General features: G+C 31.9%; 17 protein-coding genes, 1 tRNA gene and 1 rRNA gene. 4 read left to right on the top strand and 15 right to left on the bottom strand.

Translation table 4 applies throughout. From position 1 onward, the window contains the following. The 7 genes from OF376_RS02815 to rplJ all read right to left on the bottom strand — a co-directional run. Window positions 1-95, bottom strand: a 16S ribosomal RNA gene (locus tag OF376_RS02815); the annotation flags it as partial. Between the two features lie 221 nt (window positions 96-316). Next, a complete protein-coding gene (locus OF376_RS02820; protein ID WP_263822008.1) occupies window positions 317-1,339 on the bottom strand; it encodes a hypothetical protein in 1,023 nt (340 codons plus the stop codon). Beyond that, window positions 1,320-2,057 carry an RsmE family RNA methyltransferase gene (locus OF376_RS02825; protein WP_263822009.1) on the bottom strand — a complete coding sequence of 246 codons (738 nt, stop codon included), beginning with the start codon at window positions 2,055-2,057 and terminating at the stop codon, window positions 1,320-1,322. The genes OF376_RS02820 and OF376_RS02825 overlap by 20 nt, the downstream gene beginning before the upstream one ends. A 1-nt stretch (window position 2,058) precedes the next feature. Then, window positions 2,059-2,451 (bottom strand): transcription antitermination protein NusB, encoded by a 393-nt coding sequence (locus tag OF376_RS02830; protein ID WP_263822010.1) that lies wholly within the window; start codon window positions 2,449-2,451, stop codon window positions 2,059-2,061. Window positions 2,452-2,459: 8 nt separating this feature from the next. Then, on the bottom strand, window positions 2,460-3,032 hold the full coding sequence (gene efp, locus OF376_RS02835) for an elongation factor P (protein WP_263822011.1): 573 nt from the start codon (window positions 3,030-3,032) through the stop codon (window positions 2,460-2,462). A 107-nt stretch (window positions 3,033-3,139) separates the two neighbouring features. Next, the gene (gene rplL, locus OF376_RS02840) at window positions 3,140-3,502 is read right to left on the bottom strand and encodes a 50S ribosomal protein L7/L12 (RefSeq protein WP_263818096.1); all 363 of its coding nucleotides are present in this window, start codon (window positions 3,500-3,502) and stop codon (window positions 3,140-3,142) included. Window positions 3,503-3,517: 15 nt separating this feature from the next. Then, window positions 3,518-4,021: a 50S ribosomal protein L10 gene (gene rplJ, locus OF376_RS02845; RefSeq protein WP_263822012.1), complete on the bottom strand. Its 504-nt coding sequence runs from the start codon at window positions 4,019-4,021 to the stop codon at window positions 3,518-3,520. A 235-nt stretch (window positions 4,022-4,256) separates the two neighbouring features. Between rplJ and OF376_RS02850 the strand changes: the two genes are divergently transcribed. Both OF376_RS02850 and OF376_RS02855 read left to right on the top strand, forming a co-directional pair. Next, window positions 4,257-5,033: a hypothetical protein gene (locus OF376_RS02850; protein ID WP_263822013.1), complete on the top strand. Its 777-nt coding sequence runs from the start codon at window positions 4,257-4,259 to the stop codon at window positions 5,031-5,033. A 14-nt stretch (window positions 5,034-5,047) separates the two neighbouring features. Continuing rightward, a complete protein-coding gene (locus tag OF376_RS02855; RefSeq protein ID WP_263822014.1) occupies window positions 5,048-6,328 on the top strand; it encodes a lipoprotein 17-related variable surface protein in 1,281 nt (426 codons plus the stop codon). Window positions 6,329-6,384: 56 nt separating this feature from the next. Here OF376_RS02855 and cmk read toward each other — a convergent pair whose 3' ends face one another. From cmk to OF376_RS02870, 3 genes are read right to left on the bottom strand one after another with little or no spacing between them, the layout of a single operon-like run. After that, window positions 6,385-7,077 (bottom strand): (d)CMP kinase, encoded by a 693-nt coding sequence (gene cmk / locus OF376_RS02860; protein ID WP_263822015.1) that lies wholly within the window; start codon window positions 7,075-7,077, stop codon window positions 6,385-6,387. An 18-nt stretch (window positions 7,078-7,095) separates the two neighbouring features. Next, window positions 7,096-7,650, bottom strand: a complete 555-nt coding sequence (locus OF376_RS02865; protein ID WP_263822016.1) for a hypothetical protein — start codon at window positions 7,648-7,650, stop codon at window positions 7,096-7,098. Continuing rightward, a complete protein-coding gene (locus OF376_RS02870; RefSeq protein ID WP_263822017.1) occupies window positions 7,643-8,725 on the bottom strand; it encodes a YbhB/YbcL family Raf kinase inhibitor-like protein in 1,083 nt (360 codons plus the stop codon). The genes OF376_RS02865 and OF376_RS02870 overlap by 8 nt, the downstream gene beginning before the upstream one ends. A gap of 107 nt (window positions 8,726-8,832) precedes the next feature. Here OF376_RS02870 and OF376_RS02875 point away from each other — a divergent pair, with 107 nt between their 5' ends. After that, window positions 8,833-9,774 (top strand): peptidase U32 family protein, encoded by a 942-nt coding sequence (locus OF376_RS02875; RefSeq protein ID WP_263822018.1) that lies wholly within the window; start codon window positions 8,833-8,835, stop codon window positions 9,772-9,774. Beyond that, complete coding sequence (locus tag OF376_RS02880; RefSeq protein WP_263822019.1) at window positions 9,764-10,987, top strand: peptidase U32 family protein; 1,224 nt, start codon at window positions 9,764-9,766, stop codon at window positions 10,985-10,987. The genes OF376_RS02875 and OF376_RS02880 overlap by 11 nt, the downstream gene beginning before the upstream one ends. 27 nt (window positions 10,988-11,014) lie before the next feature. Here OF376_RS02880 and OF376_RS02885 read toward each other — a convergent pair whose 3' ends face one another. The 5 genes from OF376_RS02885 to OF376_RS02905 all read right to left on the bottom strand — a co-directional run bounded on the left by OF376_RS02885 (window position 11,015) and on the right by OF376_RS02905 (window position 14,364). Continuing rightward, window positions 11,015-11,515, bottom strand: a complete 501-nt coding sequence (locus OF376_RS02885) for a dUTP diphosphatase (protein ID WP_263822020.1) — start codon at window positions 11,513-11,515, stop codon at window positions 11,015-11,017. Beyond that, window positions 11,503-13,479 (bottom strand): transketolase, encoded by a 1,977-nt coding sequence (locus OF376_RS02890; RefSeq protein ID WP_263822021.1) that lies wholly within the window; start codon window positions 13,477-13,479, stop codon window positions 11,503-11,505. The genes OF376_RS02885 and OF376_RS02890 overlap by 13 nt, the downstream gene beginning before the upstream one ends. A gap of 11 nt (window positions 13,480-13,490) precedes the next feature. Continuing rightward, on the bottom strand, window positions 13,491-13,754 hold the full coding sequence (locus tag OF376_RS02895) for an HPr family phosphocarrier protein (RefSeq protein ID WP_263822022.1): 264 nt from the start codon (window positions 13,752-13,754) through the stop codon (window positions 13,491-13,493). A gap of 133 nt (window positions 13,755-13,887) precedes the next feature. Then, window positions 13,888-13,976, bottom strand: a tRNA-Ser gene (locus OF376_RS02900). Between the two features lie 64 nt (window positions 13,977-14,040). After that, window positions 14,041-14,364, bottom strand: coding sequence for a thioredoxin family protein (locus OF376_RS02905; RefSeq protein WP_263822023.1), 324 nt, complete (start codon window positions 14,362-14,364; stop codon window positions 14,041-14,043). Window positions 14,365-14,374 lie beyond the last annotated feature (10 nt).

Here is a 14,374-nt window from a genome sequence, read left to right on the forward strand (position 1 = left end):
TTCACCACTAGGTTAGTAAACTAACCTCGTTCGATTTGCATGTATTAGGCATGCCGCCAGCGTTAATCCTGAGCCAGGATCAAACTCTTAAAAATTGACGGATTCTATTTAGTTTTCAAAGATCATTACAATGTGTTTTTGTTAAACACACCATATTATTATAGTGCATATGAAAAAAAATGTCAAGTTATTTTTGAATTTTTTTTATTTTTTATTTTTTCAGAAGTTTGACAAATTTTCTCAATTTGTGGCACTGATATAAGTATATTCCAAAATTATAAAAAAAGCAAGAAAAAAACGCATTTCTGCGTTTTTATTAAAAATTGCCTGAAGACCCTTGTGTGGGTTTCTTTTCATCATCCAATGATGTTGGAGATGCTTCTTCTATTAAAACATGTGGTTCACTAAAAATTTCTGTTGTCGCCTTTTGCCGGTTTTGGATTTTTTGATCAATCGGCATCAAGGCAAAGTCTGTTTTCAATTCGGCTATTAATTCGTCTTCACGTTTATTAATACGTTCAAACTGATCTTTAGTTAATTCGTTCTTTTGATTAATGACAAATTTCATATAAGCATCTTGACTTGATTCCACTACATCAAAATATTCAGTTCGGGGATCTAATCGATCTGCATCGAATTTGTGTTTTGTTGCATACGCTGTAATTTGGTATGTAATTCTAAAAGAAACAAAGTTATTAAAACCAACAACTGTCGTAGCTAATAGAATCACAATAACGAACACGGCAATATATGCATTCTTCTTATTTGTAAGCATTTGAATTAATAAAGTAATTTTTTCGTCATTCTTTTGTAAATTGTAATAATTAGAATCAACAAAATCTAAACCTACAATTAAATAACTTAAAAATACAGTTATTAATAAAACGACGGCCATGCAAATTGAAGTTGTTAAAGAACTATGACGAACTCATTTTAAATTAATGTTTTCTTTAATCTTAGCTCGTTCGCGTTTATTTAAATAGAAATACAATAAAATTGCACCTAAGCCAATTAGTGTGGTAAACACCGGAACAACTTGTGTAGCGATTGCACTCTTGCTAAATGATTTTAAAGATAAAAAGATGTTACCTTCTGGTTGTAAAATAATATCTTTTTGCGAATTTGATATTTTAGCAAAGGATTCTGTATACATTGCGTCACGTACATAAAATGTTGAAATTCATTTTCACTCTGCAGCATTTAATTTATTAGCAAAGTTAGGATGTTCAGCTAAAGCGTTATTATTGGTATGCATGAAAATACCAAAACCAACAGCAATTGTAATCACAGCTAGAATACCAGCTAAAACAATTAAATAATTAATTAGTCTTTGTTTCATGTGATCTCCTTTGGAAATTTAAATATTGATCTAAAACACTGCATAAATAAACAGCGGCTGTTTCTGCACGCAAAATAGTGGGCGAAAGTTTTATACAAAAAACATTCTTATATGTTTGTAGTTGAGTAATTTCAGTATCACTAAAACCACCCTCACCACCAATCACCACAGCTATTTTTTCTAGTTTTGTTCAATTGGTTTGTAAATCATAAATATATGTTGGTGCATTATTTTCATAAGCTACAAAAACTGCATCATACATATTAATCTGTTCACATAAATCTTGAAAACGAACATTAGCTTGAAATGTCATTAAGTCATTGCGTTTCGCTTGGTTAGTCGCTGTTTCAATAATTTTGTGAATCCGTTCCGTTTTAATTTGTTCACAATCATATGAGCGTTGCAATATTAATTGTGCACAAGTTCGGACATTTAATTGAGTTAGCTTATTAATAGCATCCTCAAATGGTTTGGCTTTTAAACTACCCAAGAAAACATCTAAATCATATTGCCGTTGGATGTTTGTTCATAAACCAACTACCTCGGCCGTTAACGGTTTAAGATTGGTTATTTTAGCTATAAACTTTTCTTGGTTATAAAGTACGCAAACTTCTTCATATAATTTAATCCGATGAACCTTTGTAATTTTAAAGATATCATCTTCATGAAAAATAACGTTTTTTTGTTTGTCAATTTTTTTAACAAGGTATTGGTGCATCTTATTCTAAAATAGCATCTAAAACTGAATTGATATATTTATATGATTTTAAGTCACAGAAATCTTTAATAATTTCGACCGCTTCGTTAATGATCACTGATTTAGGAGTCTTTAACGTTTTTGATTCAGATAAGATTGCTAACATTAATGCTTGTTCAGCATAAGGCAATCTTTCTCAAACTCAACCGTCTTTTAAATGCGGTTGAATTTGTTTCACCAAAGCTTCATTATTTTCTAAATAATATTCAGCAGCAGGTAATCAATCCAACCCTTCACTAAACATTTGGGCTGCACGATCAAGTGCTGTTTGGTGGTCTACTTTATACATAATGTAACTATATATAAATTGAAATAATTTAATTCTTTTTTGACGTTGAGATAATACTTGTTTCATAACAAACCTTATTCTTGTTTCGCACGTGAAACATATTGCCCGTTGGCTGTATTAATAATAACCTTTTCATTTGATTTAATAAATTGAGGTACTTGGAAATCGAAACCTGATGCTAATCAAGCACGTTTTGTAGCATTAGATACAGAGTTCCCTTGAACAGCTTCTTCAGCTTCAACAATGGTTACGACAATTTGGTCTGCTAATGAGGCACCTAATAATTCATCCTCATAACGCATGATCATAACTTCTGTACCTTCTTCAATAAAGTTTTTTTCTCATTCTAATTGTTGGTGTGGAATTGCAAATTGATCAAACGTTTCATTGTTCATAAATACGTAGTTTGCTCCATCATCATAACTGAATGTCATTTTAACTTTTTCGACTAATGCTTGTTCTACTTTTAATCCTGTAAGAACTTCTACAGTAATTGCTCCCGTTCGTAAATTCTTCACTTTACACTTTACAATACCTTCACGCATTGCCGTTTTATTGAATGAATTTTCTATAACTTGGTAAATGTTGTCTTTGTAAAAAAATGTATGTCCTGCACGCAAATCTTTTGCATGAATAATATTTGCCATAATAATCACCTATTCTAATCTTATACAATCTATTATTATAACTTATAATGTTATAAATATAAAAAAAGATCTTCTTGGTAGAAGATCTTTAATCTCGTTTATGAGTTTTACGCTAAAGTAACTTTTGCGCCGATTTCTTCGAATTTTTTCTTTAATTCGTTTGCTTCTTCAACTTTAACGTCTTCTTTAATTACAGAACCTACAGTTTCAGCAACTTGTTTTGCTTCCATTAAACCAAGACCTGTAATTTCACGAACTAATTTAATTACAGCTACTTTGTTTGCTCCTGTTTCAGCTAATTTAATAGTAACTTCAGTTGGAGCTTCTTCAGCTGGTCCAGCTGCAACAGCTACTGGAGCAGCAGCTGTTACACCAAATTCTTCTTCAATAGCTTTAACTAATTCATTAAGTTCAAGCATTGACATTTCTTTAATCGCTTCAATAAATTGTGCGTTTGTTAATTTTGCCATAAGTAAAAATACCTCTTAATTATTTTCTTTTTGTTCAGCTACAGCTTTAATTCCATAAAGAACATTTCTTAATGGAGCAGTTAAAACTGATAGTAACATTGAGTAAAGGCCTTCTCGACCTGGAATTGATGCAAGAGCTGATACTTTGCTTGGTTCAGCGTAAGTATTTTCCACATATGCACCTTTAATTTTGATGAAGTTAAATTCTTTAGAAACTTCATGAACTGCTTTAATCGCAGCAATTTCATCTTCTGTCGCTACAGCGATAGCATTTGGACCTTGAATTAAACCTTCAAATCCAACGACACCAGCTTTTTCAAAAGCACGTCTTGTAATATTGTTTTTTAAAACATATAATCGTGCATTTGATGCATGTAAAGTATTTCTTAATGCGAGTGTACTAGCGGCGTTTAGTCCTTTATATTCGAAAACGATAAATGATTTAGCGTTTTTGAATACTTCTGCCATTTGGTCGACTTGGGATTGCTTTAAAGCGATATTGCGTCGAATATCTGACATAATATACCTCTTTTAATATTTATTTGCAATATGCACAGCGTTTTGCACCTGAATAACAAATTAAGTCATCTGACAGTTATTTTCTTGGGCACATTGCAAGTAAAATTATAACATAAAAAATAATTTTTGCCAATTTTTGATTTTCTTATATTTATATAAAGAGCGGTAGCTACAGTGCCTTTTTTCATTAATGCTTATTAAAAAAGAATATAATTTTTAAAAAATGAGGTAGCTTATGAAAAAGAAATATGTCATTTTAAGCGCAACGCTCGCAAGTATTACCGCTCTTGGTTTAATTGTTTGTTTGCCTGTGTGTTTGACCCAAATTAATAAAACAAATAAGACGCATGATCAGTATGTACCCATTACTCCGATTGATCCGATTGGCAATAATGATGAAAAACCTGTTTATGTTGGTTTGAGTAATTCCAATGGGCGGTTAATTAAGGCTAATTCCTATGCTGATAAATACTTAAGCATTAACAATGATACTAAATTGCACGCCAATCAGGATTACAAAATCCTTAATAACGTTCAGTTTACTTTAGCTGATAATGAATCAACAATCCTTAGAGAACTTAAATCAATTGATCCTGATATTGGTTTTATTAAACACTTTTTATTTGTGATTGTCAATGATAATAATGATCAATATGTTTCAAATCTATTAACAAAAAATACCACTAACTCTTACGATTTAGTTTTTCGTCCTAACAAAAGAAATGCTAGTTTAGGAAGAAGCAAAAATTACCATATTAAATATGTTGCTTTTTTAATTTCTATACCCAGCGTTGCTGAGCATGGTGTGCTATTAGAAAAATTTGTTGTTTGACCATTGCACACGCCGATTAAAATCGATCCAGATACGCAAATCATTCCGTATCAAGAAGATACTAACCCTTATAATAATAATCAATACGATTATAGTGACTATAGTACCTATGATTTTGATCGACCAACCCAAATTAAAAAAAGATTACACATTCACGACCATAACGGTCACCACCATTAATGAGGTATAAAATCATGAAAAATAAAAAACTTTGATTTTCACTTTCTAGTCTAGTTGTCTTAGCTACTCTAACATCTGCCGTCGCAGTTTCTTGTAAAAATGAGAAGAAAGAATTAGACAAGCCAAATAATAAAGATAATGAAATAACAATCGATCCGAAACAAACTAATCCCGATCATAAAGAGGAAGTTTCCAGTGTTGAATTTGAAAAAAATTTAAGTGGCACAATTTATACTCTCTTAATTAAAAAAGATCAAACCATCACCAAAAAAGAACGTTTAGTTAAACAGTTTTTAATTTGGTTAACACCAACTGAACTAGCTCTTTTGGAACACAATCCATACATTCGACTTTACACTAACAAGCGCCAAGCAAGTATTTTAACCCATATCACTTCAGATAAAATCAAAACCAGAAATGATCGCAAATATCTTTTAATTGATTTTGAATTCCCTAAAGAAGTAATTGATGAGGTCACAAATTTAAAGCTTAGTTATCTAGGTTTTGTGAAAACGACACACAATGCTGGTCAATTAACAGTTGAAGATGAAAAAGTTTATCTAATCAATAATCAAGGGTATGATATCAATGTCATCCCGACCACAGTAGATCAGCCCATCAGTGATGCTGATCAGCTATTGATCTATGATCGTGATATTAATCAATATGTCCATCTACGTCAAACAAATATCCTGCCTTCTAAGTTCACAAACAATAATTTATTAATTGATTTTCACAACCCGTCCATAAAAATCATTGATCAAAAACTAACAGCTGCCAATAATATTGAAGGATCGATTGTTTTAACTTTAAACCTGACACTAAATGATCAAAAACACACCATCGAATATAAAATAGCTAATTTACAAACTACCCATAATGATTCTTTCATCATGCTTGATAACCAAAAAGTTCATGCTAATGAGTACATTAAAAACCCTGCAATTAAGTTTACTAAAAATGCCTCTAATCAGTTACTAGTACCGATAGAAATCAATAATTTTTACGATGGTTCAATCGATCTTTTCATTAAGAAAACACAAGCTGATTTAAAACTTTCAGCCCCTGTTGATGTTATCTTAGTCATTCGCGATGAAAATAATCAAGAATATTTTTCACAACCAAAACCTGTTAAACGTTTCGGACAAATCGATTTTGTTTTTGACGATATAGTTTATGATCTGAATAAGCAATACACCATCGTGGCCATGGATGTCATTTTCAACGGTCACAAAACTACACATGAACCATACCGTATGGAATGTGAACCAGCAATTATTTTACACAGCAACTAAATGTATATAAATAAGACAACAAAAAACAAGCCATAGCTTGTTTTTTTCTTTATAAATTATTTTTTTAAACAAGGGATGTGTTTTTCTACAACTGTTAATAAATAGTCAACACATTGTTCAACGTTCATACCATCGTTGTAAATTTCTAACGCATCATCTGCTTTTTTTAAAGGAGCTAGCGCACGTGTCATATCAAGTTCGTCGCGTTTCTTGATTTCATCATAAATTGTTTGATAGTCTTGATTATCAATACCTTTATTTTGTTCAAGGCGTCGTTGCGCACGTGTTTCAATTTTTGTATTTAAATAAATTTTTAAATCGGCGTTAGTCAAAACCACTGTTCCAATATCTCGTCCATCCATAACCGTATTGTTCATATCAGCTAATAGACGTTGTTTGTTCGTCGCATAATTACGAATACAAACATTCTGAGCAACTTTACTAGCTAAATTAGCAACTTTGTTCTTGCGAACAATTTCACTAATATCTTGGTCATTGTAATGCACATCATCACCATCAAACACAATTTTTTGCAGATCTAAAAAATCAGTGATTTGTTGTTCTTCAGACGCTGTCATTGTCGGTTTAATTTTTGATAATAAGTCGTGTTCGTTTAAGACATAAGCATATGTCCGATACATATTACCTGTATTAATGTACACGAAATTTAATTTAGCAGCTAATAACTTGGCTGCTGATGATTTACCTGAACCACTCGGGCCGTCAATGGCAATTTTAATTGTAGACATTTAAACTCCTTCTTTATTCTAGATCTGTTTGTATAAAACAATCATTAGAATAATACTAATAACAATTACTATACTAATTAAAACATAAACTAAAATTTCTAATCAATTTTTCTTACTAACTTGGACCTTTAAATCTTTAATAGGCACCAGCTCTTTTTTTTCTAAATTATCTACATGTTCAATTAAGATATATTGATTACTAAATTGTAATCATTCCCCTTCGATTTTTTGGGTTTCATCAAATAATTTTTGCTCGCTAAAAATCGGGTTGATATCGTAGGGTTGGTGCAAGCATTCTAATTGTTGTAGCAATTTTTTGGTTTGTTGATCTAATTGTTCATTATATGTGTTGGCATATATCATTATTTCATGTGTGTACACACTAGGTTGGTAGGGGTCAAACAATGATGATTGAAAATGATCAATTTTTAATTCACTATAATCAAGCATTTTTTTGCCAAGTGTATTCGCTCTTAACAAAATCGCATTAGCGGCCCCGCTCATATTAGCATATAGTTTATACCCATGATAATATTCAGCGTTTAATTGACTGCGCTTAGCTAAACTACTCATTTACTTTATTCACTTTAATGTATTTATTCAAATACGAAACTACATGTCCGGCCATCACATCAAAAAAACCTGTGACTGATGCATCGGTCATTGTTTTATTTAATTGTTCAATTTCGCTGTCTAAGCCAAAAACGCTAATGTTTAAATAAGTTTCATTTGTTAATAGATAATTATTATCTGCAATAATCGCAAATTCATGACCGACTTTTTGGCGTTTCGATGCGTCTAAATTTAATAATTGCGGATTTGTTTGATATGAGTTAACAAATTTCAAGTGTTGTTGATTTTTTTGATTCACAATGTGTGCGTAATGAATTGTTGAAGAACCAGTTTTTGTAAATCCAATATTACTTGTGATTAAAATTCCATAAGCTGGCGTCCCACTTAAATGAGCATCCTCTATCTTGATTGCACATTGCACTTTTTCTAATAGACGGTCTGCCATGTCTGGTGTAAAAATATTTAATCATAAGTGGTCAATTTCCACATCATGAATTAAACGAATTGGTTGATTTTTAAATAATGTTGTGGCGTAATCTTGACTTACAATAGTTGCTTGATTGTTGTGGTTTTTTAATTGTGGAGCAACAACATAATTCATACCAACACCAATAATCCCAGCTTGGTTAATTAACTTGTCAAATTGTTCCATATTTAAGTTTTCGATTTGTTCTGCAATATCATTAGCTAAAGCGTAAACACGGATTTCGTAGCGGTGTGATTTATTAGGTGGATAAGGCGCAACGTATCGGTTGGCACCATTATTTGTTTTATCTAAATAAAAACTAGTTGGTAGCCCTTGAACAAGGGATGTATCAGTTTGTGAAGCATTTGCTTCTAAATAATTGTTTTTAATGTTATAGGCATATCAATGCACATAACTCATGCCCACAGCGCTTGTAGCTTCATAGTCAATCATGACCACAGCATAACTAGCTGCTTGCTTGATTGATGTTCATTTTAAGGCTAGAGAGACGTGATTATCACCGATGAATTTTTCATCTAAATGATTATTCTCATTGGCACTTAAAATTTCAATTGTCATTTGTTTATATTCGTTTTGTTTAACACTCATATTTTTTTCTTTCTTAAATCTTTTCCTAGGATACTAATCATAATTATATTACTATAATATATAGTGATGTAGCAAAAATACACATCTAAAAGAAGAAAAGAGTTTTTATGAAATTATGTGTTAGTCCCACTAGTTTAAAAAATGCTTATGATTTAATTAATCATGGTGCTGATTACTTAATCGTTGGCCAACAGGATTATAGTATACGCCAAAATTTTTATTTAAATAACGAAGAGTTGATTGCTCTTGTTAACCAACGAAAAACAACAAAAATCATCGTAGCAGTTAATGCTTTTTTTTATGATAACCAATTAACTGATTTAACCAATTATTTACATTTTTTAAAAACATTAGACATTGATTGTGTCATGTTTTCTGATTATGCTGTGGCGGAGATTAACCTTAGCGATCAGTTATCATTGAACCTAATGTATAATTCTGAAACAACCGTTACTAGCTCTAAACAGTTTCCTTTTTTTGTGGAAAACGGTATTCAAAGTGTTTTCTTAGCCCGTGAAATGTGATTAGCTGAAGTGCGCATGATTTGTCATGATAACCCTTTAAATGTTCGCACAATGATTCAAATTAATGGTTTATTATTTGTAATGCATTCGCGTTGAAATTTAGTTTCTAACTTCGCAGCTTATGCAAGACAATATGAAAACGTCACTTTTGATCAAGATGCTTTTTTAGAAATCCAAGAACAATTACGCCGTTATCCGCACATTTTAAAACAAGATGAATCGGGAACCCACATGTATAGTGGTTACGAAATTTGTTGTGTGGATATTTTAGATAAAATCCAAAGTACGGGTGTTAATTTAGTGTGAATTAATAATTACCAACATACAGACGAACAAAGTTTAGAAATTTTCATGTGATACCAACAAGCTGTTAATCATTTATTAAATAATACTTATGATGATGAATTCAAAAAACAAGCATGAGAAAGCATTAAACAAATCTCGCACAACCAAACCATTACGCACAACTTTTATGGAATAATTAAAGATATTTTAAGTATGGAAAAAAACGAAGATGAAAAATAAACAATTTAATTATGAACTACTCGCTCCTGCTGGCGATTTATTTAAAGCAAAGATTGCTTTAGATTATGGAGCAGACGCTGTTTTTGTTGGTGCTAAATCATATTCATTAAGAGCTCGTGCAAGTAATTTCGAAATCGAACAAATCCACGAATTAATTGATTATGCTCATGCACGTAACAAGAAAGTGTACTTAGTAACTAATGTCTTATGTCACATGCCACTAACTAAGAATTTTGCTTCTTTCATGGAAGAAATTATGGTGAATCCACCCGATGGATGCATTAGTGCTGATCCGTTTATTATTGACCACTTAAAAAAACATTATTCTGATCAAACAGAAATCCATATTAGTACCCAACAATCAATTACTAATTCCAAAGCAGCCTTGTTTTTTAAACGAAATAAAGCCACTCGAGTTGTTTTATCGCGGGAAATGACAATTAATGAAATTAGTTTGTTAATGCAAAACTTAAATAATGCGATTGAGGTGGAAGTATTTATTCACGGGGCAGTTTGTATCGCTTATTCTGGTCGGTGCATGATGAGTAATAATTTCAGTTTACGTGATGCTAACGTTGGTGGTTGCGCACACTCATGCCGTTGATCTTATGAAATTAAAAACCATAGCTTACAACAAACACCATCACCTTTTTCAATGTCATCGCAAGATATGATTCAAATTACCAATTTGCAAAAATTAATGGATTTAAAAATTCATTCTTTCAAAATCGAAGGACGAATGAAATCAGTGCATTACATTGCCACTATAGTACATACATACCAAAAAGCTATGCAAGCTTATATCAAACAAACTAACATTGATTGAGATCAACTAAAAGTTGATTTACAAAAAGCCATGAACCGTCTAGCTAATGTAGCATGAATGAACGGGAATCCTGGGCACGACTTGATGTTGTATCACGACAAACAAGAAATTGTCGCTCAATCCTTTATTTTCATTGTCAGCGAAGTCTTAGGTGCTAACCAATATTTAATTACTTCTAAAAACAAGTTTTATTTAGAATCTAAAATTCAAATCCTTTCAGCTCATGAAGAAGAACTAAAAACCATTGAGTTACAAGAAATTATCGATTATGAAACAAATGCTGGTTTGTATGAAGTACATACACCCATGAAAATGTATATTATTCGCCTAAAAGATCCTAATCAAAAACTATATGTTAATGATATGGCACGTATAGATGAAGAATAAAAAAACACCGTAAGGTGTTTTTTTATTTTAATAACCACTGGCTACGCGCTTGTAGTTTATTTCGTTTTTCTTAATATATGCTTGACGAATAACTGATCAATCTAATTCTAATGAAGTACAAATTCCAAAAATAATTTCTAGTACTTTTTGCGTCTGTGTCGCCTGATATTCATGAGCCAAAGTGCTCACAGCTGCGTATAAAGAAATAAATTGTTGATTTAAATCATCAGTTGTTTCTTGCACAATTATCTGTGCTGAAGCCTGTAATCTATAAGCGTGAGCACAAGCAAAATGCAACACATCAGCTAATTCATCTAACATTTTTTCTCGATTAATTTGTTTGTTTGTTTTTCAATACTTAAACATTTGAATTTCATTAGCTAGTTCTCCAATTTCAACTAATAAAGCTAAAATCCGTTGAGTTTTATAATCAGTCTGCGGGTCAAAATCTTTATTTTGGGCGATAGTATTGTCTAATTTTTCTTGTAGCTCGTATAGTTCTTGGATATTAAAAACTAAGCTTTTCATTTTAATAATTCCTCAACAACGTGTTCTACACTAAAACCTTTTTCTAGCATTAATGCAGCACCGTCCATGCTCCGTCCATAACCAGATGATTGGATGAATTGGAAATTTTTAAAACCATATCCTAAACGATAATATGTCGGATCATTACTTGCTTCAATCGCTAATAACCCGTTTTTATTCATTAAAAGTTTGTGAATCACATCTTTATCTTGTTGGATAAAAGTATTTAAGTTTAAACACGAAACCACTTTCACTTTAATCTGGTGTTTCGTGAACAATTCCTTAGCAGCTAAAGCCGCTAAACTAACTTCAGACCCTGAGGCAATAATTGTAAAGTCATTATCTTTTTCAAAACTAAATTCGTTTTCGATGGCATATGCTCCGTATGCCATTTCACTTGGTTGTTGGTCATTAATCGCCATTAAGTTTTGTCGTGAAGTAATCATAACGCTATTAGTAGTTTTTTGTTTCAACGCATTTACTAAAGCATATTTTGTTTCATATAAATCAGCTGGCCGTCAAACCATAATATTAGGAATTGCTCGCAACATTGTTAATTGGTCAACAGGTTGGTGGGTTGGGCCGTCTGCTCCTACTGCATAAGAATCGTGTGAAAAAACATAAAGTCCAGGTAACTCAGCTATTGATCCTAAACGAATAGCTGGTTTCATGTAATCACTAAAAGCTAAAAAGGTTCCTGTCATCGCTTTTAAACCACCGTGATATAAAATCCCGTTCATAATCGTTCCCATCGCAAACTCACGAATCCCCATTTGCACATAGGGTGATAATACTTGGTTATCGTTTAAATTTGATTCTAAGTAGCGCACATTAGTTGATTTACCAGTATCGGCACTTAAAATTAAACAAGAATTAAAGTTTTGCGCTTCTAATTGTTTTAAAAAAGCTTTGAAGTAATTACGGGTTGCTTGGTTGTGATCAGTAATTGCAGAAAGATCTAATAATTGATCAAGTTCTTCAAAATCATTTGCTAAATATTTTTTTAATTGTTTAACATCTTCGGGAAACTTTATTTCATAACGTTGCAATAAGTTTTGTCATTGCATGTAAGCTGAATCACCACGGACTACAATATTAAAATTAAAGTGATCATAAATTTCTTGTTCAAAACTAAAGTTATCTCATTTTAAATGAAAATGTTTATTGAATTTAGCAAATTCCTCATCGTTCACACTTGCTGCGTGAGCATCAGCTGATGCTTGAGTGCTTAAACCTTCACCAATAACTGTTTTAACTTCAATAAATGTTGGTTTGTCATTACTTTTTGCTCGTGCTTGTTGCACCATTAAAGCAATGTTTTCTGGGTTATTATCACAAGTTAAATAATTTCAACCCATTGATTGCATACGTAATTCTAAATTTTCATTAAAAACCGCTGAAACAGGTGTATCTAATTGATAATCATTAGAATCGTGTAGCATAATTAGCTTATTTAATTTTAAACGTCCTGCTAAGCTCATCGCTTCATAACAAACGCCCTCTTGTAAATCTCCATCGCCCACAACTACATATGTATAGTGGTTGAATAAACCTTTTAAATTACTAAACTTCGCATTTAAATATGTTTCAGCTAAAGCCATTCCCACAGCATTACCCACACCTTGACCTAATGGTCCAGTGCTAGCGTCAATAAAATTGTTTGCTAAAACTTCGGGATGCCCAGGAGTTAGCTCACTATCTTGGCGAAACTGTTTCATCGCTTCCATAGGAATTAAAGAAGCAAAGTGCAGGGCAGGATATAAACTCATACTACCATGACCAGCTGATAAAACTAAACGATCACGATTGATTCATTTAGGTTCAGTAGATGAAATATTTATAAAAGTTTTATACAGAGTATAAATAATTGGGGCTGCTGAAATACTCATACCAATATGCCCTTGATTGGCATGCTTAACACATTGCAACGCTAAAGAACGCATCGCATTAACATAACGATTCATCTATAATCCCCCTAAATAACTTCGTATCTTTGTAGAATTTCATGAATTTTTTGTAGTGCTTCGTGTTCATCATCACCATTGGCTACAAATTCCACAGCAGTATTTTCCACAATCCCTAAAGCCATGATGTTAATAATTGATTTACCATCTGCCTTCATATTGTTTGCGTGTACTTTAATTGATGAAGAAAAGTCACATGTTTGGTTCACTAATGAACTAATACATTTAATAAAATCTTCAACTTTTGCTTTAATAATATATTTGCGTCTAACCATAATAACCTCTTATCCGACAATATAATTATTATATCATTACCACGATTTCAAAAAACACATATAAAAGTTTTTTAGGTAGCAAAAAACACCCTTGTTTTAGGGTGTTTTTTTATAAATCTATTGTTTATCTTAATGGCGGAAGCAGTGGGATTCGAACCCACGCGCCGCAGAACGACCTAACACCTTAGCAGGGTGCCCTCTTAACCACTTGAGTATGCTTCCAAAATTTATAACTTATATATTATAAATTAATCGCTGCAAAAAAGCAAACATGATGGTGCTTAAACTATTTTAATTTGTTTAATTTAACTAATAAAGTGTTGATATCCATGAAACCAACTTTGTTTTCAACGATTTCCTTGTTTTTTATAAAGAATGAAGAAGGAATTGATGAAACACCATATTGGCTAGCTAAGCTGTTAAATTGATCAACGTCAACCTTCACGATGTTATATTCATCACCGTGCATTTCATCTAAACGTTCAATTTCTTTAGCTAACATACGGCATGGTGGACATCATGTTGCTGAGAAAACTAATAACAACGGTTTTTCTTGACTAGTCGCTAATAAAGCGTCTAAATTATCTTCTTTACTTAACATTTTTAACATATACTACCTC

Origin of the sequence: Ureaplasma miroungigenitalium (genome assembly GCF_025780085.1) — a bacterium.
In the GTDB taxonomy this organism is placed as follows: domain Bacteria; phylum Bacillota_I; class Bacilli_A; order Mycoplasmatales; family Mycoplasmoidaceae; genus Ureaplasma; species Ureaplasma miroungigenitalium.